Source organism: Sphingomonas sp. GV3, assembly GCF_031082075.1.
Classification (GTDB): domain Bacteria; phylum Pseudomonadota; class Alphaproteobacteria; order Sphingomonadales; family Sphingomonadaceae; genus Sphingomonas; species Sphingomonas beigongshangi.
The window spans coordinates 2,626,545-2,652,207 of record NZ_JARWLE010000001.1; the positions used below are offsets into that span (position 1 = coordinate 2,626,545).

The 25,663-nt window shown below is 69.7% G+C and carries 25 protein-coding genes; 17 read left to right on the forward strand and 8 right to left on the reverse strand.

Going from position 1 to position 25,663, the window contains the following annotated elements; all coding sequences use genetic code 11:
• Positions 1 to 31 precede the first annotated feature (31 nt).
• The 3 genes from RF701_RS12610 to RF701_RS12620 all read left to right on the forward strand — a co-directional run bounded on the left by RF701_RS12610 (position 32) and on the right by RF701_RS12620 (position 1,271).
• Positions 32 to 598: a hypothetical protein gene (locus RF701_RS12610; RefSeq protein WP_308815147.1), complete on the forward strand. Its 567-nt coding sequence runs from the start codon at positions 32 to 34 to the stop codon at positions 596 to 598.
• Positions 599 to 733: 135 nt separating this feature from the next.
• Positions 734 to 940: a hypothetical protein gene (locus RF701_RS12615; protein ID WP_308815148.1), complete on the forward strand. Its 207-nt coding sequence runs from the start codon at positions 734 to 736 to the stop codon at positions 938 to 940.
• A gap of 1 nt (position 941) precedes the next feature.
• A complete protein-coding gene (locus tag RF701_RS12620) occupies positions 942 to 1,271 on the forward strand; it encodes a hypothetical protein (protein ID WP_210357204.1) in 330 nt (109 codons plus the stop codon).
• 4 nt (positions 1,272 to 1,275) lie between these two features.
• On the opposite strand, the gene RF701_RS12625 is transcribed toward RF701_RS12620, so the two are convergent.
• Together RF701_RS12625 and RF701_RS12630 are read right to left on the reverse strand one after the other, a co-directional pair.
• On the reverse strand, positions 1,276 to 1,542 hold the full coding sequence (locus tag RF701_RS12625) for a hypothetical protein (protein ID WP_308815149.1): 267 nt from the start codon (positions 1,540 to 1,542) through the stop codon (positions 1,276 to 1,278).
• A gap of 102 nt (positions 1,543 to 1,644) precedes the next feature.
• A complete protein-coding gene (locus RF701_RS12630; protein ID WP_308815150.1) occupies positions 1,645 to 1,983 on the reverse strand; it encodes a GFA family protein in 339 nt (112 codons plus the stop codon).
• Positions 1,984 to 2,288: 305 nt separating this feature from the next.
• Between RF701_RS12630 and RF701_RS12635 the strand changes: the two genes are divergently transcribed.
• The 3 genes from RF701_RS12635 to RF701_RS12645 all read left to right on the forward strand — a co-directional run bounded on the left by RF701_RS12635 (position 2,289) and on the right by RF701_RS12645 (position 4,938).
• On the forward strand, positions 2,289 to 3,287 hold the full coding sequence (locus tag RF701_RS12635) for a glycoside hydrolase family 43 protein (RefSeq protein ID WP_308815151.1): 999 nt from the start codon (positions 2,289 to 2,291) through the stop codon (positions 3,285 to 3,287).
• A 2-nt stretch (positions 3,288 to 3,289) separates the two neighbouring features.
• Positions 3,290 to 4,216 (forward strand): alpha/beta hydrolase, encoded by a 927-nt coding sequence (locus tag RF701_RS12640; protein ID WP_308815152.1) that lies wholly within the window; start codon positions 3,290 to 3,292, stop codon positions 4,214 to 4,216.
• Between the two features lie 80 nt (positions 4,217 to 4,296).
• On the forward strand, positions 4,297 to 4,938 hold the full coding sequence (locus RF701_RS12645; protein WP_308815153.1) for an SOS response-associated peptidase family protein: 642 nt from the start codon (positions 4,297 to 4,299) through the stop codon (positions 4,936 to 4,938).
• An 83-nt stretch (positions 4,939 to 5,021) separates the two neighbouring features.
• Here the strand turns inward: RF701_RS12645 and RF701_RS12650 are convergent, their stop codons facing one another.
• Positions 5,022 to 5,921: a DMT family transporter gene (locus RF701_RS12650; protein WP_308815154.1), complete on the reverse strand. Its 900-nt coding sequence runs from the start codon at positions 5,919 to 5,921 to the stop codon at positions 5,022 to 5,024.
• Between the two features lie 309 nt (positions 5,922 to 6,230).
• On the opposite strand from RF701_RS12650, the gene RF701_RS12655 reads away from it, so the two are divergent.
• Positions 6,231 to 7,496 (forward strand): dicarboxylate/amino acid:cation symporter, encoded by a 1,266-nt coding sequence (locus RF701_RS12655; protein WP_308815155.1) that lies wholly within the window; start codon positions 6,231 to 6,233, stop codon positions 7,494 to 7,496.
• Positions 7,497 to 7,523: 27 nt separating this feature from the next.
• Here the strand turns inward: RF701_RS12655 and RF701_RS12660 are convergent, their stop codons facing one another.
• Positions 7,524 to 8,102: an NADPH-dependent FMN reductase gene (locus tag RF701_RS12660; RefSeq protein WP_203308806.1), complete on the reverse strand. Its 579-nt coding sequence runs from the start codon at positions 8,100 to 8,102 to the stop codon at positions 7,524 to 7,526.
• Positions 8,103 to 8,238: 136 nt separating this feature from the next.
• Here RF701_RS12660 and RF701_RS12665 point away from each other — a divergent pair, with 136 nt between their 5' ends.
• The 6 genes from RF701_RS12665 (at position 8,239) to RF701_RS12690 (ending at position 15,000) form a co-directional block, all read left to right on the forward strand.
• Entirely contained in the window at positions 8,239 to 10,401 is a 2,163-nt protein-coding gene (locus RF701_RS12665; RefSeq protein WP_308815156.1) for a PBP1A family penicillin-binding protein, read from the forward strand.
• Between the two features lie 59 nt (positions 10,402 to 10,460).
• On the forward strand, positions 10,461 to 10,844 hold the full coding sequence (locus RF701_RS12670; RefSeq protein WP_308815157.1) for a hypothetical protein: 384 nt from the start codon (positions 10,461 to 10,463) through the stop codon (positions 10,842 to 10,844).
• Positions 10,841 to 11,989, forward strand: coding sequence for a glutathionylspermidine synthase family protein (locus tag RF701_RS12675; RefSeq protein WP_308815158.1), 1,149 nt, complete (start codon positions 10,841 to 10,843; stop codon positions 11,987 to 11,989). Before RF701_RS12670 ends, RF701_RS12675 begins: the two co-directional genes overlap by 4 nt.
• 216 nt (positions 11,990 to 12,205) lie before the next feature.
• Positions 12,206 to 12,952: a TorF family putative porin gene (locus RF701_RS12680; protein WP_308815159.1), complete on the forward strand. Its 747-nt coding sequence runs from the start codon at positions 12,206 to 12,208 to the stop codon at positions 12,950 to 12,952.
• Positions 12,953 to 13,084: 132 nt separating this feature from the next.
• Positions 13,085 to 14,086: a beta-eliminating lyase-related protein gene (locus RF701_RS12685; protein WP_308815160.1), complete on the forward strand. Its 1,002-nt coding sequence runs from the start codon at positions 13,085 to 13,087 to the stop codon at positions 14,084 to 14,086.
• On the forward strand, positions 14,083 to 15,000 hold the full coding sequence (locus RF701_RS12690) for an EamA family transporter (RefSeq protein ID WP_308815161.1): 918 nt from the start codon (positions 14,083 to 14,085) through the stop codon (positions 14,998 to 15,000). The genes RF701_RS12685 and RF701_RS12690 overlap by 4 nt, the downstream gene beginning before the upstream one ends.
• On the opposite strand, the gene RF701_RS12695 is transcribed toward RF701_RS12690, so the two are convergent.
• Positions 14,910 to 15,743, reverse strand: a complete 834-nt coding sequence (locus tag RF701_RS12695; RefSeq protein ID WP_308815162.1) for an NAD(P)-dependent oxidoreductase — start codon at positions 15,741 to 15,743, stop codon at positions 14,910 to 14,912. The two genes, RF701_RS12690 and RF701_RS12695, sit on opposite strands and share 91 nt — an antisense overlap.
• Position 15,744: 1 nt before the next feature.
• The gene (locus RF701_RS12700; protein WP_308815163.1) at positions 15,745 to 17,451 is read right to left on the reverse strand and encodes a M28 family metallopeptidase; all 1,707 of its coding nucleotides are present in this window, start codon (positions 17,449 to 17,451) and stop codon (positions 15,745 to 15,747) included.
• A gap of 154 nt (positions 17,452 to 17,605) precedes the next feature.
• Here RF701_RS12700 and pepN point away from each other — a divergent pair, with 154 nt between their 5' ends.
• Entirely contained in the window at positions 17,606 to 20,203 is a 2,598-nt protein-coding gene (gene pepN, locus RF701_RS12705; protein ID WP_308815164.1) for an aminopeptidase N, read from the forward strand.
• A 120-nt stretch (positions 20,204 to 20,323) separates the two neighbouring features.
• Here pepN and RF701_RS12710 read toward each other — a convergent pair whose 3' ends face one another.
• Positions 20,324 to 22,174: an AcrB/AcrD/AcrF family protein gene (locus RF701_RS12710; RefSeq protein ID WP_308815165.1), complete on the reverse strand. Its 1,851-nt coding sequence runs from the start codon at positions 22,172 to 22,174 to the stop codon at positions 20,324 to 20,326.
• A gap of 60 nt (positions 22,175 to 22,234) precedes the next feature.
• On the opposite strand from RF701_RS12710, the gene RF701_RS12715 reads away from it, so the two are divergent.
• Together RF701_RS12715 and RF701_RS12720 are read left to right on the forward strand one after the other, a co-directional pair.
• On the forward strand, positions 22,235 to 22,666 hold the full coding sequence (locus tag RF701_RS12715) for a GtrA family protein (protein WP_203308796.1): 432 nt from the start codon (positions 22,235 to 22,237) through the stop codon (positions 22,664 to 22,666).
• On the forward strand, positions 22,666 to 23,394 hold the full coding sequence (locus tag RF701_RS12720) for a class I SAM-dependent methyltransferase (protein WP_308815166.1): 729 nt from the start codon (positions 22,666 to 22,668) through the stop codon (positions 23,392 to 23,394). The genes RF701_RS12715 and RF701_RS12720 overlap by 1 nt, the downstream gene beginning before the upstream one ends.
• 19 nt (positions 23,395 to 23,413) lie before the next feature.
• Here RF701_RS12720 and RF701_RS12725 read toward each other — a convergent pair whose 3' ends face one another.
• A complete protein-coding gene (locus RF701_RS12725; protein ID WP_203308794.1) occupies positions 23,414 to 24,433 on the reverse strand; it encodes a glycosyltransferase family 2 protein in 1,020 nt (339 codons plus the stop codon).
• Between the two features lie 237 nt (positions 24,434 to 24,670).
• On the opposite strand from RF701_RS12725, the gene RF701_RS12730 reads away from it, so the two are divergent.
• Positions 24,671 to 25,648: a phosphatase PAP2 family protein gene (locus RF701_RS12730; protein ID WP_308815667.1), complete on the forward strand. Its 978-nt coding sequence runs from the start codon at positions 24,671 to 24,673 to the stop codon at positions 25,646 to 25,648.
• Positions 25,649 to 25,663 lie beyond the last annotated feature (15 nt).

The following is a 25,663-nucleotide window of genomic DNA, read 5'->3' on the forward strand; positions in this document are numbered from 1 at the left end:
GACCAATCGACGTTCCGTGCGTTGGAGGCGGATGGCACGTTCACTGAAGGTGTTCCGTACGGCCATCGGCTTCCATGATGCCTATGTCGCCGCGCCGAGCCGCAAGGCGGCATTGCAGGCGTGGGGCGCCGACGTGGACCTGTTCGCGCGCGGCGTCGCGGAACAGGTCACCGATCCGGCATTGATCGCGGAACCGCTCGCGCATCCCGGCGCGATCATCCGCAAGCTGCGCGGGACCAAGGACGAAAATCTCGCGGCGCTGCCCGAGGCGCCGCCGCGCGCGCGGCGATCGTCGGCCCACGCGGGCGGGCGGTCCGACACCAGGGCGCGCAACAGCGGCGGAACGCCGTCCCCGCCGCCGCGGCCGCGGCCGGACCGTGACGCGCTCGACGCCGCGCAGCAGGCGATCGACGACGCGGATCGGCGTTACCAGGACGCGCGCCGCGCGATTGCCGAGCAGGAGGTCGCGCTGGCGAACAGGCGCAGGGCGCTGGAGGCCGAACACGACGACGCGCGCCGCGAGCTGGAGGCGAGTCGGGATGACGAGGAGGCGCGATATCGACGCGCCATGGCGATGTGGCGCAAGGATTCTGACTGACATCGGCGGCCGGGCCGTCGCGGGGTCGAACCACCGGCCAAGCATTTGTTCTTCATATGTTCTTGCGAATCATCGCCGGATCGACGTACCGTGCCTGCAGCCAGCGAGACGAGCCGACGGGAAGGAGCCTTTGGCATGCAGCACGATCTGCAACTGCGTGCGGCAGCGCGCGCGATCTACGACGCCTGCTATCCATCGGAGGAATGGGCGCCCTGCGGTTTCGACGAGGCGGAGCGCTATGGCACCGTCCATTACCGGCAGGCCGTCGGCGCCGCGCAGGAGGCGCGGCGGGCGCTGGCCTCGCCGATGCACGACCAGCTCACGCTGCCGGCCTTGGCGTGACGTGTCCGGCGACGACCGCACGCATGTCGGTCAGCGTCTGCGGTGCCTCGAACATTGCGCGCTGCACCGTCGTACCATCACGCTGACCTGCCCGGCGTGCGGAAGGGCGCGCCGTCTCGACGCGGTGGCCTTGTGGTGGCTGTTTCGCCGCAAGCGCTGGGACGACCGCCTGCCGGCGGCCTATCGGCGGTTCCGTTGTGCCGCCTGCGCCGGCACGGGCCGGATCGTGCGTCCCCGTGGCGCAATCACCCGCGATCCGCCCGACGACGACCAGCCGCCCTATCCGGATCGGCCGACCTGGCGCCGGCTGGTCTCGCGCTACCGATCCTGAAGCGTCATCCCTTCTTGCGTTCGCCGGTCTTGCGACGCGTGTGCGAGGTCTTCTTGCCATGGCGGGCGGCTGCCTTGGCCCTGCCCCGGCGCAGCAAGGGGACGGCGATCGCGGCGGCGGAGGCCAGCACCGTACCGCCGATCGCGATCCAGGTGCCGGTGCCCAGACCCGCGGCATGCGGCCTGGTCCGCTTCGCCGGCTGCGACGGACCCGCATCGGCATGATGGGTCGGGCCGGCGTGCTTCATGGCGGAACTTGGGATGTAAGACATGCGTGATCCTTCCGACAGGACCCAACCCCAGGGGTAGCAGGGTGTTCCGTTCCGGTGAGGCTTTGCGGGCACCGCCCCGATCAGAACTCGCCGGATCGCCCGTCAATATCGCGCGCCGTCGATCATCCGCCGCGGAAGATCGCACCAGATCGCGGGATCGAACATCCGCAGGTTGATGCCCATCGTGGGATAGGCAGGGTCCACCGGCGTCCAATGGGTCGTGCAGCCGCAGGTCCCGCAATGCCACAGGTCCAGCGTGCGGTCCCCCTGCCGATAGGCCACGCCGACACCGTCGACCACGACGTCGCCGGGTGGGCAATAATGCCAGAGCCCGGCCGTGCGCCGGCAGATCGAGCAATTGCATTCGCTGGCTTCGGCGATCGAAGCGCGCAGCACCAGGCGGATGCGACCGCAATGGCAGCGTCCACGATGCACGCTCATCGCGCGCCCCGGCCCGGATTGTCGCGGCCGGCGCCAGCGCTCCGTCTCCCCGGCACGCACCCCGCCGGTGCGCATATGACGACCGAAATAATGTCCACGCCCACGCCCACGCGCCAAGCCCATTTTCCGCGCCGCGACAAGCGACTGCGCCTCGTCATCAGACGCGGACCTTATCAAAGGGATAGCCTATGCCACAACGCTGCGGGCGCAGCGGCAGGTCGCTTCAGTTTGCCCTTGTTAGCGCTAGCATCGCGCGCTAGCGTCCAGCTTCCGATTGAGCAAATCAACGGCCGGAAGGGATGGGGATGAAGGGCTGCGCGACGATCGCGACCGTGTTGCTGCTCGCCTCCGCCGCAGTGGGCGCGGTACCGGCCGAGGACGGTCGACCTGGTCCCAACCCGATCGTGCGCGACAAGTTCACCGCCGATCCGGCGCCGCTGGTCGTCGGCGACACCCTGTACCTCTACACCGGCCACGACGAAGCGCAGCGCGACGAGATGTTCACGATGCGCGAATGGCTGGTCTATTCGACGAAGGACATGAAGCACTGGGTCGACCACGGCCCGATCATTCGCGTCACCGACTTCAAATGGGCCAAGCAGGACGCCTGGGCGTCGCAGGCGATCCGCGCGAACGGCCGTTACTATTTCTACGCGGCGGTCGAGCACGACGCGACGCATCCCGGCAAGGCGATCGGCGTCGCCGTCGCGGACACGCCGACGGGACCCTTCCGGGATGCGAAGGGAGCCGCGCTGATCACCAACGAGATGACGCCCAAGGGCACCCATAGTTGGGAAGACATCGACCCGACGGTGTTCACCGACGACGACGGCACCAGCTGGATCGCCTGGGGCAACCGCGAATGCTACATCGCGCGTCTTAAACCGAACATGATCGAGCTCGACGGGCCGATCACGGAGATCACGCCGCCCTTTTTCGAGGAAGGACCCTGGCTGCACAAGCGGGGCAGGCTCTATTATCTCACCTACGCTTCGCTCGATCGGCGCACGCAGCGCGACGAGCACATCTCCTATGCCACGGCACCGGCGATCACGGGGCCCTGGACGCCGCGCGGCTTGCTGACCGGACCGGGCCGGTACAGTTTCACCATCCATCCGGGCATCGCGCATTTCCACGGCCGCTGGTATCTGTTCGCGCACAATGCCGCGCTGACGATCGGTGATCAGGCCGGCGCGATCGGGCGGCGCGCGGTCACGGTCTACCCGCTCCATTACAACGCAGACGGCACGATGCGCCCCGTGGTGCAGGACGACGGCCGCGTACGCACCACGCAGGGAGGATGAGGATGAAGACGGGCGGATGGCGCGCGGGCGCGCTTTTACCGATCCTGGCGACGCTGGCGGCGCCCGCTTTGGCGCAGAACGATCGCATGACGCCGATCGCCACGCCGTCGCAACAGGATGCGATCGCGCTCGGCACGGGTGCGCTGCCGAATGCGCCGGTCGGGGAAAGCTGGCACAGGCAATATGGCAGCCGCTTCGCGCGCAACGTGACGCAGGCGACGCTGACGCCCTTCCTGCCCGACCCCGCGCGGGCGACCGGGGCGGCGGTGATCGTCGCACCCGGCGGCGGCTTCCGCACGCTGTCGATGGACAACGAGGGCTATGATGTCGCTCGCGCGCTGGCAGCGCGCGGCGTCGCGGCCTTCGTGCTGAAATACCGGTTGAACCAGACGCCGGCGGACATGCCGGCATTCGCGGCCTCGATGGCGGCGATGTTCTCCGGCACGGCGCGGCCGCCGCGGCAGACGCCGCAGGAGCAGCTCGCCGGCTTGCGTCCGCAGATCGCCGACGCCCGCGCAGCGTTCGCGCTGGTGCGGGCGCGGGCGACGTCGTGGCGGGTCGATCCGGCGCGGGTGGGCATGATCGGCTTTTCGGCGGGGGCGATGTTGACCCTGGCGACAGAACTCGCCGGCGAGGATGCCCGACCGGCCTTCATCGCTGCCATCTATGGCCCGCTGGCCCCGGTCAGCGTGCCCGCCGATGCGCCGCCGCTGTTCGTCGCGCTGGCGGCGGACGATCCATTCTTCGGCAACGGCGGCTTCGGCCTGATCGAATCGTGGCGCGCGGCGAAGCGGCCGGTCGAGTTCCACCTGTTCGAGCAGGGCGGCCACGGCTTCGGCATGTATCCCAAACCGACCACCAGCACCGGCTGGTTCGAGGCGTTCGCGCGCTGGCTGCAGATGCACGGTTGGGCGAAGGACATACGCTGAAAAGGCGGCTGCCGCCCTTCACCCGGCTCGCCTTCCACAGCACATGCCCTGCGCATCGCCATGATTTACATGGTTTTACATTGCCGCCACGACGCGGCCATGACAGCCTTGCGGGCATGTGCAACCTCTACCGCCTGCCGACCGACCGCTGGGAACTGGCCGCGCTCTATGGCGCGGTCGACACCGTCGGTGCGGACTTGGAAAAGGATTACGTGTCGCCCGGACGTACCGGCCTCACCATCACCGCCGCCGATGGGGGACGCCGGCTACAGTCGATGCGCTGGGGGTTCCCGCCGCCACCCAATGTGCGCAGCGCGGTGGTCAACGTACGCAATTACGCGAGCCCCTTCTGGCGGTCGGCGCTGAACAATCCGGAGCGCCGGTGCCTCGTGCCGGTCACCCGTTTCCAGGAATGGAGCGTGGAGGCCGATCCTGCGACGGGCAGGAAGACGCCGCACTGGTTCTCGCTGCCGTCGCGGCCGATCTTTGCGTTCGCGGGCGTGTGGCGACCCACCGCGACCGGGCCGGCCTATGCCTTCCTCACCACCGGCTATGACGGCGATCCGGCCGGGCACCTTGTCGGGGCGGTGCATCCCAAGGCGATGCCGGTGATCCTGCACGACGAGGATCATGACCAATGGCTCCACGCGCCGGTCGAGGTGGCGCTGACGCTCGCGACGTCCTATCCCTCGCAGCTGATGGCGATCGACGCGGCGACCTGATCGAACCCGCGGTCCGCAGGCTCGCATCGCGATGTGCGGGTGCGACGGTCGGTCCGCGCCGTCCGGGGCTCGATGCAGCGCGGTCACGCCACCGTCGGCGGCGCGTCGTGATGATGGTCTTCGCCTAGGACGACGGCAAGGCTCCCCGCGACGATCAGCAGGCCACCCGTCGCCAATGCCCAGGTCAACCGGTCGCCGAACACCGCCACGCCGAGCAACGCGCCTATCAGCGGTTCGATGTTGATGAACACGCCCGCGCTCGCGCTGCCGACGCGGGACGCGCCATATTGCCACGCAGCGGTGGCGAGCGTCGTCGACAGCAGGCCTTGGCCGATGATCCCCGCCCAGGCGACGGCGCCGATGTCGAGGCGCGGCATGCCGTGCATCGCCACGGCAATCGGCAGGATCGTGATGGCGGCCACGACGATCGTGGCGGACGGCATCGCCATCGGCGCCGCGATGGTCGGCGCCCGTTTCAACGCGTAGAACCAGCCGAGAAAGAGCAGCAGCGACGCGAGCGAGAGCAGCACGCCGGCGAGCGTGCCAGCGCCGCCCGGATCGCCTGCGATCAGCGCCGCGCCGGCGGTCGCGGCCGCGACGCCGGCCCAGCTTGCGGCGGTCGTACGCTCGCCGAGCAGGCGCGCCGACACGGCGATCAGCGCCGGCATCGCGCCGACGAGCAGCGCCGCGAGGGTCACGCTGACGCGCGCCAGCCCTTCGAACTGCACGAGGAAGCCGAGCGCATAGAGTAGCCCGGCCAGCAGCACCGCGGGCGACCGGAACAGCGCGCGCGCCGCGCGCCCGAGCACGAAGGGGAGGGCGGCGATGGCGGCCACCGCGAAGCGCAGCAGCACCATATGCGCAGGGTCGGTCGCGCGCAGCGCGAGCTTGCCGAGCGGAAAGCCGATGCCCCAGCACAGGCCCGCGAGGATCAGCGCCAGAAACGCATTGCGCCGGATTGTCCGGCGCGCGGAAACCGTCATGTCACGAAATCCCCACTCGAAGAATTTTTCTGGAACCATGGGGCGGCCCCGCCACTAGGTTTCGCTTGGTCATGCCCGAACAGCGAATGGCGACGATCGGTCAAGTCAAACCGTTGTATCGGGACATTTTCTTCACAGGGGATTGGGCGGTAATGGTCCGACCTGCGACCGGGCCCGGCCGTTGAGGGCGGATCGTCAGGCCGGTCGACAGGGCCGGAACGCCGCTTTAGACGCCCCGAGCAATTCTTGTGCGCAGGCGCGAAGTGCGGCACCTACATCGCCGCGATGACACAATCGGCTCGCTTCCGCATGCCCCCGTTCGGGGTCCAGGTCTTCGTCGGCATGGGCGTCGGCCTCGTGCTCGGCTTCGTCGCGCGAAGCAGCGGATCGCCCGCGCTTGCCGAGGCGCTCCGCATCGTCGGCGACCTGTTCGTGCAATTGCTCAAGGCGCTCGTGATTCCCCTGGTCTTCACGGCCATTGTCGCCTCGATCGCGGCGCTGCGTGATCTCAACAATGCCGCGCGGCTGGTCGCAGGGACGTTCGTGTGGTTCGCGATCAGCGCGTTGATCGCGGTCAGCATCGGCCTGGTGCTCGGCACGGTCCTGCAACCCGGCGTCCATGCGGGGGTCAGCGCGGCGGCGGCGGCACGGCCCGACACCGCCGGGTCGTGGCTCGATTTCCTGCGCGGGCTGGTGCCCGTCAACATCCTGGGGTTGGAGGCATCGACCAGCCTGAAGGACGGCGCGGCGACCACCAAATTGTCGTTCAACGTGCTGCAGCTGATCGTCGCCGCGGTTGCCATCGGCGTGGCGGCGGTGCGGGTCGGCGCGGCGGGGGAGCCCTTCCTCGCCTTCAACGCGTCCGCACTCGCGATCTTCCGCCGCATCCTGCGCTGGGTCGTGCGGCTGACGCCGATCGGCACCGGCGCGCTGCTGGGCAGCGCGGTGGTGCGCTACGGCTGGCAGTCGCTGTCGGCGCTCGGCACGTTCGCGATCGCGGTCTATATCGGCCTCGCGCTCGTCCTGTTCGTCGTCTATCCGCTGCTGCTGGTGGCGAACGGGATCAGTCCGCGCCGTTTCTTCGCCGCCGCCTGGCCCGCGATCCAGCTCGGCTTCGTCTCCCGCTCATCGATCGCGACGCTGCCGGTGACGGAGGAGGTGGTCGAGCAGCGGCTGGGCGTGCCGCGCAGCTATGCCGCCTTCGCCGTGCCGTTCGCCGCGACGACGAAGATGGACGGCTGCGCCGCCATCTATCCCGCCATCGCCGCGCTGTTCGTCGCGCAATATTACGGCATACCGCTGCACGCGACGGACTATCTGCTGATCGTGATGGTGTCGGTACTCGGTTCGGCGGCGACCGCCGGGCTGACGGGCGCGCTCGTCATGCTGACGCTGACGCTGTCGACGCTCGGCCTGCCGCTGGAGGGCGCGGGGCTCCTGCTGGCGATCGATCCCATCCTCGACATGGGGCGCACCGCAATCAATGTCGCGGGCCAGGCGCTGATGCCGACGATCGTCGCCAAGCGGCAGGGGTTGCTGGGCGAACTGCGCGAGGACGTGGCGGTGGCGGCCTGATCAGGCCGTGGGCCGGCGGCGGCCTGGTCAGGCCGTGGCGAGCGGCGCGAACCGCGCGACCTGCCGCCCGATCAGCCGCAATTGCTCCAGCACCGCCGGGTCGCTCGCGCCGCCCTGGTCGTCGAACTTCGTCACCTGCGTGTTGATCGCCGCGGCGAACGGCGTCGGCCAGCCGCGCAGCGCATGGACGATCGACCGCAGCGCGGCGATCGTCGAGCCCGTCGCCTGCCAGCCATAAGCGGTCGCGATCAGCCCGACGGGCATGTCCGCCAGATAGGGCCGCGCGTCCTTCGCCGTCTCCTCGAGCAGATCGAGCGCGTTCTTGACGACGCCGCTGATCGAGCCGTGATAGCCGGGACTGGCGATGATCACCGCCGACGCGCGCCGCACCGCCGCGACGAACGCCTGTTCGTCCTCGGTCCGCGTATGCGCGCGCGGATCGTACAGCGGCAGCCGCGCCATGTCGGCGCCGCCGAACATCTGCGTCGCGAACCCCTGCTCGGCTGCCGCGTCGAGCGCGATGCGCAGCGCGCGCTCGGTCGACGAGACGCCGCCGATGGTACCGCCGATGCCGACGACGAGCGGGGGAGAGGGGGCCGGGGTCATGGCGCGAGCGATAGCGCGCGCCGCGCCGCCGCGCCAGCGCCGCCCCGATACTGGCAATCGGCCATGCGAGTTGGTAAATGGCCCTGACCGGCGTGAAAGACTTGCCTCCAGCCGCTTTAGGATAGTAATACACCTCATGGCTGACCGCTGGGACGAGCCGATGCGTCACGAGTCCATCGACACTCACCGACTGAGCCCGATCGGGCGCCGCTACGCGCTGGACGACGATACGACGCCGCCGCCCGCGACGGATCCTTATGCTAACCGGTTCGCCGATTTCCATGATTCGCCTGCCGACGACGCGCCGGAGCGGCGCCGCTTCCCGCTCGGCCGCTGGATCGTACGCGGGCTCGGCGCACTCATCGTGCTGTTCGTCATCGCGGTGGGATGGCTTGCCTTCACCGCGCCTTTGTCCAAGTCGCTGCAGCCGCCGACGCCCCCGTCGATCACGCTGACCGCCGACGACGGTACGCCGATCGCGCGGCGCGGCGCGATCATCGGCGCACCGGTCGACGCCGCCAAGCTGCCCAAGCACGTCACGCAGGCCTTCCTCGCGATCGAGGACCGGCGCTTCTACAGCCACTGGGGCATCGACCCGCGCGGTATCCTGCGCGCCTTCGTCCACAATGTCGGGTCGGGCGGGGTGCGCGAGGGCGGCAGCACGATCACGCAGCAGTTGGCGAAGAACGCCTTTCTCGATTCGGATCGCACCGCGGCGCGCAAGATCCGCGAGGTGATGATCGCCTTCTGGCTCGAGGCTTGGCTGTCGAAGGACCAGATCCTGTCGCGCTATCTGTCGAACGTCTATTTCGGCGACAACGTCTATGGCTTGACCGCGGCCGCGAAACACTATTTCGGGCGGACGCCGGACACTCTCAACGTCGGTCAGGCGGCGATGCTGGCGGGTCTGGTCAAGGCGCCCTCGCGGCTTGCGCCGACCAGCAACCTCGCCGGCGCGCGCAAGCGCGAGATGGTCGTCGTCGCGGCGATGGCCGATGCCGGCTTTCTGACCAAGGCGGAGGCTGCCGACGTCCAGCCGCAGCGCGTGCTCGCCAGCCGGCCGACGCAATTGCCCAGCGGCACCTATTTCGCCGACTGGGTGCTGCCCGAGGCGCGCGACCAGGCGGGCGAGGTGAAGAGCGAGGCGACGGTCAAGACGACGCTCGACCGTCGGCTGCAGGCGACGGCGGAGCGGGTGATCCGCCAGGCGGGCCTGCGCCAGGCGCAGGCGGCGATCGTCGCGATGCGCACCGACGGCCGCGTCGTCGCGATGGTCGGCGGCAAGGACTATACGAAAAGCCCGTTCAACCGCGCGACGCAGGCGATGCGCCAGCCGGGATCGACCTTCAAGCTGTTCGTCTATCTCGCCGCGATGCGCGCGGGCATGACGCCGGATTCGACGATGGACGACAGCCGCGTCGAGATCGCCGGTTGGAAGCCGAAGAACGACGACAACCGCTATCTCGGGCCGATCACGCTGCGCCGTGCCTTCGCGCGCTCCTCCAACGTCGTCGCGGCGCGGCTGACGCAACAGGTCGGCGTGCGTAACGTCATCAAGGCGGCGCGCGATTTCGGCATCTCGACGCCGATCGCCAACGAGGCGACGATCGGCCTCGGCACGTCGGAGGTGACCTTGCTCGAACTCACCGCCGCCTATGCGGGGATCGCCAACGGTCATTATCCCGTCCAGCCGCGCGGGCTGCAGGAGGTCGCCAACAAGGGCTGGTACCAGTCGCTGACCGGCGGGCAGAAGGCGCTGGACGACGAGACGCGCGCCAAGATGCTCGAACTGCTCGGCTCGTCGCTGCGCGGGACGGGCCGCGAGGCGGCGCTGACCGTGCCCGCTTACGGCAAGACGGGGACCAGCCAGAACAGCCGCGACGCCTGGTTCATCGGCTTCGCGGGCGATCTCGTGGTCGGCGTCTGGGTCGGCAACGACGACAGTTCGCCCAATCCAGGCCTCCACGGCGGTGGCATACCGGCACAGATCTGGCGCAATTTCATGGTGTCAGCGCTCAATATCGCGCCCGTCGAAAAGCCCGTGATCGTCGAGGAGAATGCGATGGACCCGGCGGTGCTCGACAATGGCGAGGATCCGGTCGGCGATTTGATCGGTGATACGATCGATCGGACGCTGCCGGAGGTGCAGGGCGCGCTGCGCGGTGCCGGCATCGACCTCAACACCAATCGCGACGGGAGCATCTCGATCACGCCGCGTCGCGGGCCGGACGGTCCGCCACCGCCGCCCCGCGACGCGCGCCGCGGCGAGGACGGGCCGCCGCAGGGCGAGGGGGAATAGGCACATCCTCCCCGATGCGGGGAGGGCCACCCGCAGGGTGGAAGAGGGGGGGGAAGCACATGAAGATCGAACTCAGGATCACCACCGCCGTCGCCGCCGCGCTGCTCGCGGGTGGCTGCGACCGCCAGCCGCGCGACAATGGCTGGACGACGGCGCAGGACACCGCCGTCTGCACCGACCGACAGGGCAATCGCGTCCCCGACGCCAATTGCCGCCAAACCCGCTATGCGCATGGCGGCGGCAGCGCCTTCGCCTGGTATTTCCTGGCCCGCAACGCGCATCTGCCCTTCCTGGGCGAGCGGGTCGGCGGCGGCTCCTATGCGCGCAACCCGGCCGCGCGTTATGCCTTTGCCCCGGCCGCCACCGCCGTGACGCGCAGCGGCGCGATCAGCCGCGGCGGCTTCGGCAGCGCCGCACGCTTCTTCGGTGGTGGCCGGTCGTGATCCGCGTCGAGACGACGCCGCGCCCCGACTGGCAGGCGGCGGTCGAGGCGCAGGGCCTGGTCTGGCACACCGCCGACGGCCGCCCCTATTGGCACGAGGGCGCCTGCTACCGTTTCACCGCCGCGCAGATCGCGGAGATCGAGGCGGCGACCGCGGAACTCTATCGGCTCTTCCTCGCCGCGGGCGACGCGATCCTTGCCGATCCCGCCCTGCTCGCCCGGTTCGACATACCGCCCGCCTTCCACCAGCCAATCCGCGACGCCTGGGCCGCCGAGCCGCCCGCGCTCAACATCGGCCGTTTCGACCTCGGCTATGACGGCGCGGGGCCGCCCAAATTGTTCGAGTTCAATTGCGACACGCCGACTTCGCTGCTGGAAGCGGCCGTGGTGCAATGGGACTGGAAGGAGGCGGTGATGCCGCGCGCCGGCCAGTTCAACGGACTGCACGAGGCGCTGGTCGCCAAGTGGCGCGATATCGCGCCCTATCTGCCGCCGCGCGTCCATTTCGCCCATGCTGACGAGGACAGCGGCGAGGACGCGGTGACGGTCGCCTATCTGCGCGACACGGCGGAGGCGGCGGGGATCGACACGGCGGCGCTGCTGATGGACGATATCGGCTGGGACGAGGAGGCGCAGCGCTTCGTCGACGGCGACGACGCGGCGATCGCGGCGCTGTACAAGCTTTATCCCTGGGAATGGCTGACCCGCGAGGCGTTCGCGCCGCAGCTCGCCGAAAGCCTCTCCTCGGGTACCACGCTGTGGATCGAGCCGGTGTGGAAGATGATCTGGTCGAACAAGGCGATCCTGCCGATCCTGTGGCAGCTCAATCCCGGCCATCCCAATCTGCTGCCCGCCAGCTTCGACATCCCGCAGGGCGATGCGGTCGCCAAGCCGCTGCTCGCGCGCGAAGGCGCCAACGTCTCGATCCGGCGCGGCGGCCGCGTCGTCGCCGAGGCGGAGGGCGCCTATGGCGATGCGGGCTATGTCTATCAGGCCTTCTACCAGTTGCCCGAAGCCGCGCCGGGATGTTTTCCCGTGATCGGCAGCTGGATCGTCGATGGCGCTCCGGCGGGCATGGGCATCCGCGAGGACGGGCTGATCACCGGCAACACCGCGCGCTTCGTACCGCACGTGATCGTTGATTGACGGGGCGCGACCAGGCCGGGATGCTGGCGAGGATTCGCCGCGACGGCTGCATCCTGCGCACGCAGGAGCCCAGAGCCGCGCGCGCCGTCCTTCGTAGCTCTGGGTTCCTGCGTGCGCTGGAACACGGCAAATGGATTGCCACGGGTGTTGCGCGGAAAAATCGTGCCCTCGTCCATGCTTGACCCTCAGGCTGCGGTGCGACAGGGCGGCGGGCCCATGCGTCATCCCCTTGCCATCGCGCTGCTTTCGCTGCTCGCCGCCCTTCCTGCCGCAGCGCCCGCCGTCGCGCAGACGAGCACCAGCAGCGTCGGCATCGACCTCGGCATCGCCAGCGACGATCGCCGCCGCGGGCTCAGCTGGAGCGACGGCGCGGTGGCGCCGTCCGTCGCGGTGCGCGGCGCCGTTGGTAGCCTCGACGCCGGGGCGCGCATCACCGCGGCGCGAAACAGCGCGCGCTTCGGCGGCGCGGATGCGGTCGCCGACCTCGATCTCGGTTATACCCTGTCGCTGGGCGGCGGCTTCGATCTCATCGGCGTCGGCGCCGCGCATCTGTTCGCGGGCGCGCGCGGGCGGCAGGATTTCGTCGAGGGCGGGGCCGACCTGACCTATCTGATCGGCCCGCTGACGCTGACTGGCGGCGGCCGTTATGCGCCCAGCCAGTCGGCGATCGGCGGCGACAATCTCTATCTCTTCGCCCGCGCGGAGGGCGGCGTGCCGACCACGCCCGTCACCGTCCACGCCCAGCTCGGGCGGACCAGCGGATCGACCGACGACCCCTTCGCCGCGGCGCGGCTGCGGCCCGGCGGCGGCTATACCGACTGGTCGGTCGGCGGCAGCTACGTGCGCGGACGCCTGTCGATCGGCCTCGACTACGTCGGCACCGACGTGTCGCGCGACGCCGCGCGCGTGTCCGGTGGCCATGCCGGCGACGCGCTGGTCGGGCGTGTCGGGCTGCGCTTCTAGGGGCCGATCCACGTCCTCGGACGCGGTGCCGCGCCGGCGCACGCCTCTCCGCGAGGCAAAGCGGGCGGACGGTCGCCGCCGTGTGCGTTTCCGTCGTTGACCGGGGCCTCGGCGGGTCGCAAGGCGCTGGCCATGCGCTTCTTTTCCGACAATGCCGCGCCCGTCCATCCAAAGGTGATGGCCGCGCTCGCCGCCGCCGATACGCTCGACACCGCCTATGACGGCGACGCGCGGTCGCACGCGCTGGATGCCCGCTTCTCTGCCCTCTTCGAAACGGAGGTGGCCGCACTCTGGGTGCCGACCGGCACCGCCGCGAACTGCCTCGCGCTCGCGGCGCTGTGTCCGCCGCACGGTGGCATCGTCTGCCACCGCGATGCGCACATCCAGAACGACGAGGGTGGCGCGCCCGAATTCTATACGCACGGCGCCAAGCTGTTCCTGGCGGACGGGCCGGGCGCGAAACTGACGCCGGACGCGATCCTGTCGGTGATCGACGCCATCCCGAACGACGTCCATCGCGTCCAGCCGCATGCGATCTCGATCACCAACGCGACCGAATATGGCCGCGTCTACACGCCGGACGATGTGGCGGCGATCGGCGATCTGGCCCGGGCGCGCGGCCTCGGCCTGCACATGGACGGCGCGCGCTTCGCCAATGCGATGGCGACGCTCGGATGCGCGCCCGCGGACGTGACGTGGCGCGCAGGCGTCGATGCGCTGTCGTTCGGCTTCGTCAAGAACGGCGCGATGAGCGCGGAAGTGCTCGTTTTCTTCCGCCCGGATCTCGCCACGGTGACCCGCTATCGCCGCAAGCGCGCCGGCCTCCTGTTCTCGAAGGGGCGCTACCTCGCCGCGCAGGTGCTGGCGATGCTCGAGGACGATCTGTGGACCGCCAACGGCCGCGCCGCCAACGGCCATGCCTCCGCCCTCGCCGCGGCGGCGGGCGACCGGCTGGTGTATCCGGTCGAGGCCAACGAGGTGTTCCTGCGCGTCACGCCAACCGAGGCGGCGGCGCTGCGCGCGCGGGGTTTCGACTTCTACGACTGGGCGCCGGGCGAAATCCGCCTGGTCACCGCCTGGGACAGCGATGCCGGCCAGGTGGCGCAACTCGCCGAGGCGATCGCCGCGCTATGACGGCGGGACCGCCCCCGCAGTCGACGCGCGCCGCGATCCTGATCCCGTTCGCGATCGTCACGCTGATCTGGGGATCGACCTGGCTGGTGATCCGCGACCAGCTTGCGGTCGTGCCGCCGAGCTGGTCGGTCACCTACCGCTTCCTCGTCGCGGGTACGGCAATGACGCTCTATGCCATGGTCCGGGGCGAGCGTTTCGCGCTCGACGCGCGCGGCTGGCTGTTCGCGGCGGCGATCGGCCTGTGCCAGTTCTGCCTCAACTTCAACTTCGTCTACCGGGCGGAGCACCACATCACGTCCGGCCTCGTCGCAGTCGCCTTCGCACTGCTGCTGGTGCCCAACGCCCTGCTCGCGCGCCTCGTGCTGGGGCAGCGAATGGGGCGGCAGCTGATCGCGGGATCGGCGGTGGCGGTCGCCGGCATCGCCCTGCTCTTCGTGCACGAGGCGCGGGCGGGGGCGGCGGGGCGCGCGGATACGCTGATCGGCCTCGCACTCACCGCCTGCGCGATCCTGGCCGCGTCGAGCGCCAACGTGCTGCAGGCGACGCCGACCGCGCGCCGCTACCCGATGCTCGTCGCGCTCGCCTATGCGATGCTGATCGGCGCCGCCATCGACGGCCTGCTCGCCTGGTGGCTGACGGGGCCGCCGGTGGTGGAGATGCGGCCGACCTATTGGGCGGGTATCCTCTACCTTGGCCTATTTGGCTCGACGCTGTCCTTCCCGCTCTATTACACCGTGCTGCGCGTCATCGGCCCGGCGAAGGCCGCCTATTCCAGCGTCATCGTGCCCGTCATCGCGATGCTGCTGTCGACAGTCTTCGAGGGTTATCGATGGTCCGCGCTCGCGGCGGGTGGCGCCGCGCTGACCGCGGCGGGACTGGTCATCGCCTTGAGGGCGCGCAGGCCGAACCGGTAGTCGGGATAGGCCGGCGCCCAGCCGAGCACGCGCCGGGCCTTGCCGTTCGCGACGCGCCGATTCTCGGCGTAGAAGCCCCGCGCCATCGGCGAGAGGCTGTCCAGCGACACCAGTGGCGGCGGCGGCAGGCCGAGCAGCGCGGCGGCGTAGCCGACGACATCGTCCTGCGCGCAGGGCAGGTCGTCGGCGAGGTTGTACGCCCCTGCCGGCGCGCTTCGCGCCGCGAGAACGCCGGCGACGATGTCGTCGACATGCACCCGGCTGAACACCTGATCGGGCAAACCGACGCGGTGCGCGCGGCCGTCACGCACTCGGTCGAGCGGCGAGCGACCCGGGCCGTAGATGCCGGGCAGCCGGAAGACGCGCGCGCCCAGCGCCAGCCATGCCGCGTCGGCCACCGCACGGGCGCCGCGGCGACCGCCGCCGGTCGGCGCGCCCTCGTCCACCCAGGCGCCGCGCGCATCGCCATAGACGCCGGTCGAAGAAAGATAGCCGAGCCATCGCGCGCCCAGCGCATCGCCGTAGCGCGCCAGCACCGGATCGACCCCGCCGTCCGGCGGGACGGAGGAAAGGACGTGGCTTGCCCGCGCGAGCGCCGCCCGCACGGCCGCCTCGTCGTCGAAGCGCAGGCTGCCCTCGCGCCCGTCCCGCGTCGTACCGACGACGGACCCCGGCCCCCGCTCCGCCTGCCACGCCGCCGCGAGGCGCGCGGCGGTATAGCCGAAGCCGAAGATCAGCAGCACGTCACTTGACCATCACGCCCTTGTAGGTGGTGCCGAAATAGTCGCCCTTGTTCCACATCGGCCGCGCCGGCGCGTCCGTGATCTGGCGCGCGATCGCGTAATTGGTCGCGACGAAGCGCACGCCCTGGTCCCACAGGATCGGCTGCGTCAGGTCGTCGCCCGGCCGGTGATAGCGGTGCGACAGGAAATCCTCGAACTTCGCGCGTCCCTCGCCCTTCATGCCGGGCCACAGGAAGACGCTCGGGATGCCCTTCTTGACGAAGTTGAAGTGGTCGGAGCGGACGAAGAATCCCTGTTCGGGCATTGGGTCGGGCGACAGGTCGACCCCCTGCGCGTTGACCGCCGCCTTCACGATCGGCCCAAGCGTCGAGCGGTCGGCACCGAACACGATCATGTCCTCGAACTTGTAGAGCAGGACCGGCATGTCGAGGTTCACGTCCGCGACGATGTCCTTCAGCGGCACGGTCGGATGGTTGGCGAAGAAGTCGGAGCCGACCAGGCCCTTCTCCTCGCCGGTCACCGCGAGGAACATCACGGTGCGCTTCGGCGGCGTGCCGCTTGCGGTGAATTTTTTCGCTTCCTCGATCAGGCTGGCGATGCCGATCGCATTGTCGAGGGCGCCGTTGTTGATCCGGTCCGCCCCCGCCGGCTGTCCGGGCCGCTCCGGACTGACGCCGATATGGTCGAGGTGCGCGGACAGGATCACCACCTCCTTGCCCAGAACCGGATCGGCGCCGGGGATCACGCCGATGACGTTGCTGCTCGCGCCGGGGGTGAAGGCGGTGCGCGTGCTCGCCGTCAGCGTGCCGTCGAGCGCGACCGGGCGGTAGGTCGGATTGTCGCCGGCGGCCTGCGCCGCGATCGTCGCCCAGGGCGTTTTCGCGCCGGCGAACAGCTTTTCCGCCCCCGCCTGGCTGATCGTGCCGAGATACGGCGCGGTCGGCGCGGGGCTGGTGCCGGTGCCGTCCGGGTTGGCCCAGGTCATACGGGGCGAATCATAATATTGCGCCAGCGCGGAGAAGGGCCGCGCCCGTGGGCCGGCACGCGGCGCGTCGAGCGTGACGATGCCGATCGCCCCATGCTGCGCCGCGATCCAGGCCTTGGTCGCGGGGCTGCCGAAATAGGCGCGCTCCTCTCCGCCGAACGTTTCGGGCGCGCCGGCGAAGATCGCGACGATCTTGCCGCGTACGTCCACGCCCTTGTAATCGTCGATCGCATATTGCGGCGCGACGATACCGCGGCCGACGAAGACGACGGGCGCGGAGACGTTGGTCGTTGCCGCCGCCGGATTGGCGCTCGGCACGAAATCCTCGCCGAAGACGAGCGGCTGCGGGCTGCCGCGCCGGGCGGTCCACACCATGTCGCCCTTGGCGGCGGCCTTGTAGGTGACGAGCGGCACGGTCTGGAGATAGCCGCCCTTGTCCCCCGCGGGGCGCAGGCCCGCGGCGTAGAATTGCGCGGCGACATATTGGGCGGCGATGTCGAATTCGGGGCTGCCCGCCTCGCGTCCCTTCATCGCGTCTGAAGCGAGGAACAGCACATGCGCCTTCATTGCGGCCTGGTCCGCGGGCAGGGGCGCGTTGATCGCCGCCGTGTCGAGCATCGGGGTCGGTGCGGACGGGGCGGCGGCGGCCGGCGGCGCATTGGTCTGGGCCAATGCGGACGTGGAAAGCGCGAGCAGCGCGAGCGCGCTCAAGGTACGGACCATCGGCAGAGTCTCCCCGGAAGCCCTATCACGGGCCTTAAGTGTGCCGTTCGGGTAGCACAGCATGGCGGGCGCGCAAGCCCGGCCGATTGCCGCGTCGGTGCGAAGCGACGGGGAACATGATGGAACTCCCGCGCCCGCCGCGTATACGTACCGCATGCTCGACGTCCAGACCGCGCCCGCCCAGCCCGCCGTGATCCGCCGCGGCGACTATCGTCGTCCCGACTGGCTGGTGCCGGAGACGCACCTGGATTTCGCGCTCGATCCCGCCGCGACCCGCGTGCGGGCGCGACTGTCGGTGACGCGCAACGGCGCGCACGACCGGCCGCTGCGGCTCGACGGGGCGGGCCAGAGCCTCGTCTCCGTCGCCGTCGACGGCCGCGCGGTCAACGACTGGCGGATCGAGGGCGAGGAGCTCGTCGTCCCGCTCGCCGGCGATGCGCATGTCGTCGAGACGGAGGTGGAGATCGCCCCCGAAAGCAACACGCAGCTGATGGGGCTATATGCCTCCGGCGGCATTTTGTGCACGCAATGCGAGGCGGAGGGCTTTCGCCGCATCACCTATTTCCCCGATCGCCCCGACGTGCTCAGCCGCTACAGCGTGCGCATGACCGCCGACAAGGCGCGCTATCCCGTGCTGCTCGCCAACGGCGATCCCGTCGCGGAAGGGGATTGCGGCGACGGCCGGCACTGGGCGGAATGGAACGACCCCTTCCCCAAGCCGTCCTATCTGTTCGCCCTGGTGGCGGGCGACCTGGCCGTGAACGCCGGCACCTTCACCACGCGATCGGGGCGGGAGGTGCGGCTGGGCATCTGGGTTCGCGCCGCCGATATCGCGAAGACGGAGCATGCGCTCCACGCGCTCAAGACGTCGATGGCGTGGGACGAGCGCGTCTATGGCCGCGAATACGATCTCGACGTGTTCAACATCGTCGCGGTCGACGACTTCAACTTCGGCGCGATGGAGAACAAGGGGCTGAACATCTTCAACAGCCGCTATATCCTCGCCGATCCCGACACCGCGACCGACTATGATTACGACGCGATCGCGGCAGTGGTCGCGCACGAATATTTCCACAACTGGTCGGGCAACCGGATCACCTGCCGCGACTGGTTCCAGCTCAGCCTGAAGGAAGGCTTCACCGTCTATCGCGACCAGGGGTTCTCGGCGGACCAAGGATCGGCGGCGGTCAAGCGTATCGAGGACGTGCGCGGCCTGCGCGCGGCGCAATTTCCGGAAGATTCGGGGCCACTCGCGCATCCGGTACGGCCCGAAAGCTATCTGGAAATCAGCAACTTCTACACGGCCACCATCTACAACAAGGGCGCCGAGCTGATCCGGATGATGGCGACCATCCTCGGCCCGGTGAAGTTCCGCGCCGCGACCGACCTCTATTTCCAGCGCTTCGACGGCACCGCCGCGACGTGCGAGGATTTCGTCCTGTGCATGGAGGAGGCGGGGGACATCGACCTGTCGCAATTCCGCCTCTGGTACAGCCAGGCCGGTACGCCGCGCGTGTCCGCCAGCCTGTCGCATGCGCCCGGCAGCGGCCGCGCCACGCTGCGCCTCGCGCAACAGGTTCCCGCGACGCCCGGCCAGCCCGACAAGGCGCCGATGCTGCTGCCGCTCCGCCTGCGCCTGTTCGGCGGCGAGACCGGCCGCCCGCTCGGCGACGAGCAGCTCGTGCTCCTCAGGGATCCGGCGGAGACGATCGTGTTCGAGGGAATCGGCGAGCGGCCCGTGCTGTCGATCAACCGCGGCTTCTCCGCCCCCGTCGTGATCGAGAGCGACCGCAGCCCGGCCGAGCTCGCCTTCCTTTCCGCGCACGACGACGACCCCTTCGCCCGCTACGAGGCGATGCAGCAGCTGATGCTCGACACGCTGGTCGCGGGCGCGGTCGAAGGTGCGCGCGCGGATCACGAGGCGGTGGTGCGGGCGGTGGCGAACACGCTCGACAATCCCGACCTCGATCCCGCCTTCGTCGCCGAGGCTGTACTGCTTCCGTCGGAAAGCTTCATCGGCGACCAGCTGGCCATCGTCGACCCGGAGGCGGTCTTCCGCGCCCGCGAGGCGCTGCGCCGCGACCTCGGCCGACGCCTCGCCGAGCGGTGGCGCCTCGCCTATGCGCAGGCGCCGGACGGGCCCTATGTCTATACGCCCGACGCGAAGGGGCGCCGCCGCCTCGCCAACGTCGCGCTCGGCTATATCGCGGCGGGCGGCGCCGCGGACGCGGACACGCTCGCCTTCCGCCAGTTCGAATCGGCCGACAACATGACCGACCGGCAGGGCGCGCTGACCGTGCTCGCCGCCAGCCGCTCCGATGCGCGCGAGGCGGCGCTCGACATCTTCTACAACCGTTATGCCGACAACCCGCTGGTCATCGACAAGTGGTTCCAGACGCAGGCGCTGTCGCCACGCGACGATACGGGCGAACAGGTCGCGGCACTGGCGCGCCATCCTGATTTCACGCTCGCAAACCCCAATCGCGCGCGTGCGCTGCTCGGGGCTTTCGGCGTCAACCAGCGGGCATTCAACACGCCCGACGGTGCGGGCTATCGCTTCCTCGCCGACCAGCTGATCGCGCTCGACAAGCTCAATCCGCAGACCGCGGCGAAGCTGCTGCCACCGCTCGGCCGCTGGCGGCGCTTCGACGCCGAGCGCGCGGGCCGGATGCGTGCGGAGCTGGAGCGTATCGTCGCGACGCCGGGCCTGTCGAAGGACCTGTTCGAACAGGCGTCGAAGAGCCTGGGATAAGCCAGCCCCGTCAAGCCGCTCCCCTCGGCCGTGGGGCCAGGGGAGGGGCGTCGCCACGAAGGCCTCGCCCGCGGGGCGGCATCCGCACGTGCGCCATCATGCCGCGTCGGGACGCCGCCGTCAGGCCCCGCGCGCCGGCACCGCCTGCCTGGGCGCATCGATCGCGAACAGGCGCAGTGGCGAACCCTTGGGCAGCGGCAGCGGCGTCAGCCAGTCCGGCACCCATCCTTGCGCCATATGGTCGTAGAAGCCGCCCGGGTTGCGAACGCGGTAATTGGTCGATTCCGCCATGTTCGGGCAGAGCAGCAGCAGCGTCGCGCCGTGCCGCCGCATGATCGCATGCGCCTGGGCCTCGGTGCCGCCGAACGCATGCTGCACGTCGAGGATCGCATCGCCGTTGCGATGATAGGGGCCTGCGATGGCGCTATGGTGCGTCAGCGTGATCAGTCGCGGCCCGAGGTCGACGAAGGTGAAGATCGTCTGCGCGGGATAATGGTCGAGCGGCCTGAGTACGGTATAGCGGATGCAATTGCCCGTCGCGCCGTTGACCCGCCGCTGATAGGCGTTCGGCCGGTCGGGTGGCGTATAGGCGACCTTCTTGCCGAACAGCTTCATGTCGAACGGCTTGAAGATCAGCGGCGCCGCGACGCCGGAGATGACGAGGAAGGCGAGCGCGCTGCCGGCGACGCGCACCGCCATGCTGCGGTGGTTGAGCAGCCGCGGCAGCACGATCCAGCCGAGCAGCGTCGCCCCCGGTACCGCCATCAGCTGCGCCGCCGGGCCCGCGCGGACCTGCCAGAGCAGCATCAGCCCCGCGAAGGTGACGAACAGCGCGACCGCGACCCAGCCGACCAGCATCGGGCTGCGCCGCGCGCGCCACGCGCCGACGATCACGCCGATGACGCCGATCACCGGCAGCGCGGCGATCGGCACGCCCAGCCGCAGCGGATGCTTGTAGATCGGCTTGGCCTCGCGGACGTTGTCGAGCCAGTTCTTCTGCAGTTCTGGTGATACGCCCTCGGGCCGGCCGAGGCATTGCGGGAAGAAATGGACGAAGCCCGCGGCGATCACCCCGCCGGCCAGTATCGCCAGGCCGAGGCGGATGTTGCGGCTTTCCGGGTTCAGGCGGGCCATCGCGAACAGCAGCGCGCCCGCGACGACCATCACCGACAGCCATACCGGGGTCAGCGCGTCGCAGCGCATCGCGGCATTGGCGTAGGAGGCGAAGGCCGCATAGCCGATCGCGCTGCCGCCGCCGAGGCTGAGCGCATAAGGTATCAGCCGCGCCGCCTCGCGCCGGTCCCATACCCAGGCGAGCGCCAGGATCGCGCCCGCCATCGCGCAATAGGGCAGCATCTCCAGACCGATCGACAGGCTGACCGCGCTGGCGAGCCCGACCATGATGCCGCCGCGCGCGGGCCGCCGGTCGCAGAGCCCCGCGACCGTCAGGCTCAGCATCGCCAGCTGCCAGCCATGATGGTCGATGCGTTCCGGCAGGAACATCAGCATCGTCGCCGATGTCATCAGCAGGAAGACGATGGCGAGCGGCCAGCTGAGCGGATGGACCAGGCGGCGTACCGTCGCGCCCAGGCCCAGCATAGTGATCGACAGCGGGATCAGCGGCGCGATCCCGCACGCCAGCCGTTCCGCCCAGGCGTTGCTGGTGAACAGGCGGAAGAAAAGGATCAGCCCCGCGATCGGCAGGTCGACGATGCGGCTCCAGTGGATGTCGAAGCCCTGCGGCGGGTTCAGCCGATACTGGCGCAGGTCGTACCAGCCCTGGCCGTTCAGCCAGGCGCGGACCTGCATCAGGCGCATGTTGTCGTCGGTGTCGCCCAGCGACAGCCAGCGCACCATGTTCCAGTCGTGCCAGACGTACCAGGCGGTCACGGCGAGCCACGCGACCAGCGTCAACGCGATCCAGTTGCGGTCCAGCTCGGCGTCCAGCCGGCCGCGCGGGGGAGTGTTCAAGCGATGAGGCCCTTCGAATTGCCGTTCCGTTCCCGGTCCATGTCCTTTAGGGCGCGTCCCATGGCGAGGGAAGCGTTCGCGAGACTGGAAGAGATGCGGCGCAGCGGGCTGCTGGCGCAGATCGTGCGCTTCGGCATCGCGGGCGGCATCTCGACGATCATCTATTCGGCGGTCTACCTGCCGCTGACCGCATGGGTGCTGCCGCGCGAGCATGCGGTCTACGCGGTCCCGCCCAGTTTCCTCGTCGCGGTGACCTGCGGCTTCTTCCTGCACAGCCGCTGGAGCTTCAAGGGCCACGGCACGCGCTCGCCGGGCATGACGCAGCAGCTCAAGTTCGTCGGCGTGCAGGCAAGCGGCATGGCGCTTAACGCGGCCGTCACCTGGATCGGCACCGCCGGCTTCGGCCTCGCGCCCTGGGTGCCGCTGGTCCCCGCCATTCTCCTCGCGACGATGGTCACCTTCGTCCTCAACCGATATCTGGTTTTCGCATAATGGATCGCATCGTCTACGACCGCATGGCCGCGCATGATTCCACCCATTGGTGGTATCGCGCCCGCCGCGACATCCTCAGCGATTATCTGTCGCGCTATGGCGGTCTGCCTAAGGATGCCCGCATCCTGGAGATTGGCTGCGGCACCGGGCACAATCTGCCGATGCTCGCGCGCTTCGGCGCGGTCGACGCGATCGAGATCGACCCCGCCGCGCGCGCGATCGCCAGCGAGCGGCTCGGCAAGCCAGTCGGCGACGCGCCGTTGCCCGCGCTGCCCGGCGTGGACCGCGGCGCCTACGACCTGGTCGCGGTGCTCGACGTCGTCGAGCATATCGAGGACGATGTCGCCGCGCTCGCCGCGATGAAGTCGCTCCTCAGGCCGGGCGGCAAGATCCTCGTCGCCGTGCCTGCGCACCAGTGGATGTGGAGCGCGCACGACGTGGTGAACCATCACCATCGCCGCTATTCCAAGGCAACCCTGGTCAGGGCGATCGATGCGGCCGGCCTTGCGCCGCGCAAGCTCACCTATTTCAATTCGCTGCTCTTCCCGCTCGCCGCGGCGGCACGCATCGCAGGCCGGCTGACGGGGCGCGACGACAGCGACGATTCACCGCCCGCCAAGCCGCTCAACACCGTGTTCGAGGCGATCTTCCGCCTGGAGCGCCATGCGGTCGGCCGTGTGCCGCTGACCCCGGGCGTGTCGATCGTGACGCTGGCGGAGCCCCGCTGATCTCTTGCGCGCGCGGCGGCTATTCCGCCGCGCGCTGCGTCTCCGGCATATCGAATTCCGGGGAGGGTTCGGCAGCGTTGAAGCCGAGGCTCGAATGGCCCTTCACCGGCCCGGCGATGTCGGCGACGAGGTAGAGCGGCCGCCGCTTGGACTCGATGTAGAGCCGGCCGAGATATTCGCCGATCATGCCGAGCACGAACATCTGCACCGCGGAGAGGACGGTGACGACGAGCATGGTCGAGGTCCAGCCCTGTACCGGCGAGCCTTCGAAGAAGCCCCACAGGATGTAGAAGAGCAGCAGCAGCGACGCGCCCGCCAGGATCACCGACGCATGGCTGGCGAAGCGCAGCGGCGCGGTCGAGAAGCCGGTGACCGCGTCGAACGCGAGCCGCACCATCTTGCCGAGGGGATAGTTGGTCTCGCCGGCATGCCGCTCCGCCCGATCATAGGGAAAGGGCACTTGGCGGAAACCGACCCACGCCACCATGCCGCGGATGAAGCGCGCCTGTTCGGGCAGCGACAGCAGGGCGTCGAGGGCACGCCGGCTCATCAGGCGGAAATCGCCGGTGTCCAGCGGGATGGGCGTATCGGTGACGCGGTCGAGAACGCGATAGAAGGCGGCGGCGGTGGCCTTCTTGAAGATCGTCTCGCCTTCGCGCTTGCGGCGCACGGCATAGACGACGTCGGCCTGCTCCTCGGCCATCGTCCGGCGCATGTCGGCGAGCAGTTCCGGCGGGTCCTGCAGATCGGCGTCGATGATCAGGATCTGCGCGCCGCTGCACAGGTCGAGCCCGGCGGTCAGCGCCAGCTGGTGCCCGTGGTTGCGCGACAGATTGATCGCCACCAGCCGCGGATCGGCCGCGGACAGGCGCTGCATGACGGGCCAGCTATCGTCGCGGGACCCGTCGTTGATCAGGACGATCTCGTAATTGTCGCCCACTGCCGTGCGCGCCGCGGCCGAGACGCGCGCGTGCAGCAGCTCCAGGCATGCCGCTTCGTTGAAGCAGGGGATGACGACGGAAAGGGCGGGGCGGTGCATGATGCCGCGCCTTGTAGCGGGTCGAAACGTCGGCGTCATGCCCCGGTTCGACCGGTATGGTCCCGGGGAGGCTTGCGCGTCCCCACCGGCCCTCCGCCAGCGACGCGTCATGCTCGCGCCATCGCGCTCCGTCGCCGGCGAGGCCGTCCACCGCATCCGTCCACCGCCCGGCAGGTTCGTTCATCCCGCCGCAAGGTCCCATCGCGAAGTCAGGCGTTTTGTGACATTCCCGTGACCATGCTCCCGTCCCATTCCTCCTTTCTCGCCGCCGACCCCGGACTGATCACCCCGGATGCCAGCGCGCACGGCGATGCGCGCGCGCGGGCGCACGCGGCCGATGGCTCGACCCGACCGCTCTGGCTGGGGGTCGCGCTGGGGCTGTTCGCGACCGGCCTGCTCATGCGGATGGCGGGATTGGCGATCGAACCCGCGAGTGGCGGCAACCTGCCGTATCTGGTCTGCGGCGCGGCGGCCTTGCTCACGAGGGTCTACGCCGGCCGCATGCCCGGTCGGCTGGGACGAGCCCTCGCCGACGGCGCGGAATATTATGCGTTGTTCACGCTGATCGCGCTCGCCGGCGCGGTGACGAGCTACCCGATCGCCGGATTGACCCGCGGTTTCCACGATTCGGGCCTGCAGCGGATCGATCATGCGCTCGGGTTCGACTGGCTCGCCTGGTACCGGACCGTCGCGGCGCATCCCTGGCTACAGACATGGGGACTGGCGGCCTATCGGAGCATCTATCTGTCGCCGGCGATCCTGCTCGGTCATGCCGCCTGGACGGGGGACCGAACGGCCGCGCGGCGCTTTCTCGCCGTCTTCGGCATGACCGCGGCCGCGACGCTCGCGCTCTATGCCTTCATGCCCGCGGTGGGGCCGTTTTCCTATCTGTGGCACGGGCCGATCCCCTATATGCCCGAAAGCGAGCAATGGCAGCAGGGCCTGATCCCCGCGCTGCGCGACCACGAGGTGCGGGTGATCGACCTCGCGCACCTGCGCGGCCTGGTGTCCGCTCCCAGCTTCCATACCGCGGCCGCGCTGCTCTACATCCGTGCCGCCTGGCCGATCCCGCGCCTGCGCTGGCCGCTGCTCGCGCTCAATGTCGCCATGCTGCTGTCGACGCCCGTCGAGGGCACGCACTATCTTGCCGACATGCTGATCGGCGCGGCGGTGACGGGTATCGTCGTCGGGATCATGGGCCGGCGGCGCACCTGAGCCGGCGGCCCCGGA

Bases quoted from the DNA above. Each gene is read 5' to 3' on its own strand.
- RF701_RS12610 (WP_308815147.1), top strand. From the start codon at position 32: ATGGCACGTTCACTGAAGGTGTTCCGTACGGCCATCGGCTTCCATGAT.
- RF701_RS12615 (WP_308815148.1), top strand. From the start codon at position 734: ATGCAGCACGATCTGCAACTGCGTGCGGCAGCGCGCGCGATCTACGAC.
- RF701_RS12625 (WP_308815149.1), bottom strand. From the start codon at position 1,542: ATGTCTTACATCCCAAGTTCCGCCATGAAGCACGCCGGCCCGACCCAT.
- RF701_RS12630 (WP_308815150.1), bottom strand. From the start codon at position 1,983: ATGAGCGTGCATCGTGGACGCTGCCATTGCGGTCGCATCCGCCTGGTG.
- RF701_RS12635 (WP_308815151.1), top strand. From the start codon at position 2,289: ATGAAGGGCTGCGCGACGATCGCGACCGTGTTGCTGCTCGCCTCCGCC.
- RF701_RS12640 (WP_308815152.1), top strand. From the start codon at position 3,290: ATGAAGACGGGCGGATGGCGCGCGGGCGCGCTTTTACCGATCCTGGCG.
- RF701_RS12650 (WP_308815154.1), bottom strand. From the start codon at position 5,921: ATGACGGTTTCCGCGCGCCGGACAATCCGGCGCAATGCGTTTCTGGCG.
- RF701_RS12655 (WP_308815155.1), top strand. From the start codon at position 6,231: ATGCCCCCGTTCGGGGTCCAGGTCTTCGTCGGCATGGGCGTCGGCCTC.
- RF701_RS12660 (WP_203308806.1), bottom strand. From the start codon at position 8,102: ATGACCCCGGCCCCCTCTCCCCCGCTCGTCGTCGGCATCGGCGGTACC.
- RF701_RS12665 (WP_308815156.1), top strand. From the start codon at position 8,239: ATGGCTGACCGCTGGGACGAGCCGATGCGTCACGAGTCCATCGACACT.
- RF701_RS12670 (WP_308815157.1), top strand. From the start codon at position 10,461: ATGAAGATCGAACTCAGGATCACCACCGCCGTCGCCGCCGCGCTGCTC.
- RF701_RS12680 (WP_308815159.1), top strand. From the start codon at position 12,206: ATGCGTCATCCCCTTGCCATCGCGCTGCTTTCGCTGCTCGCCGCCCTT.
- RF701_RS12685 (WP_308815160.1), top strand. From the start codon at position 13,085: ATGCGCTTCTTTTCCGACAATGCCGCGCCCGTCCATCCAAAGGTGATG.
- RF701_RS12690 (WP_308815161.1), top strand. From the start codon at position 14,083: ATGACGGCGGGACCGCCCCCGCAGTCGACGCGCGCCGCGATCCTGATC.
- RF701_RS12700 (WP_308815163.1), bottom strand. From the start codon at position 17,451: ATGGTCCGTACCTTGAGCGCGCTCGCGCTGCTCGCGCTTTCCACGTCC.
- pepN (WP_308815164.1), top strand. From the start codon at position 17,606: ATGCTCGACGTCCAGACCGCGCCCGCCCAGCCCGCCGTGATCCGCCGC.
- RF701_RS12715 (WP_203308796.1), top strand. From the start codon at position 22,235: ATGGCGAGGGAAGCGTTCGCGAGACTGGAAGAGATGCGGCGCAGCGGG.
- RF701_RS12720 (WP_308815166.1), top strand. From the start codon at position 22,666: ATGGATCGCATCGTCTACGACCGCATGGCCGCGCATGATTCCACCCAT.
- RF701_RS12725 (WP_203308794.1), bottom strand. From the start codon at position 24,433: ATGCACCGCCCCGCCCTTTCCGTCGTCATCCCCTGCTTCAACGAAGCG.
- RF701_RS12730 (WP_308815667.1), top strand. From the start codon at position 24,671: ATGCTCCCGTCCCATTCCTCCTTTCTCGCCGCCGACCCCGGACTGATC.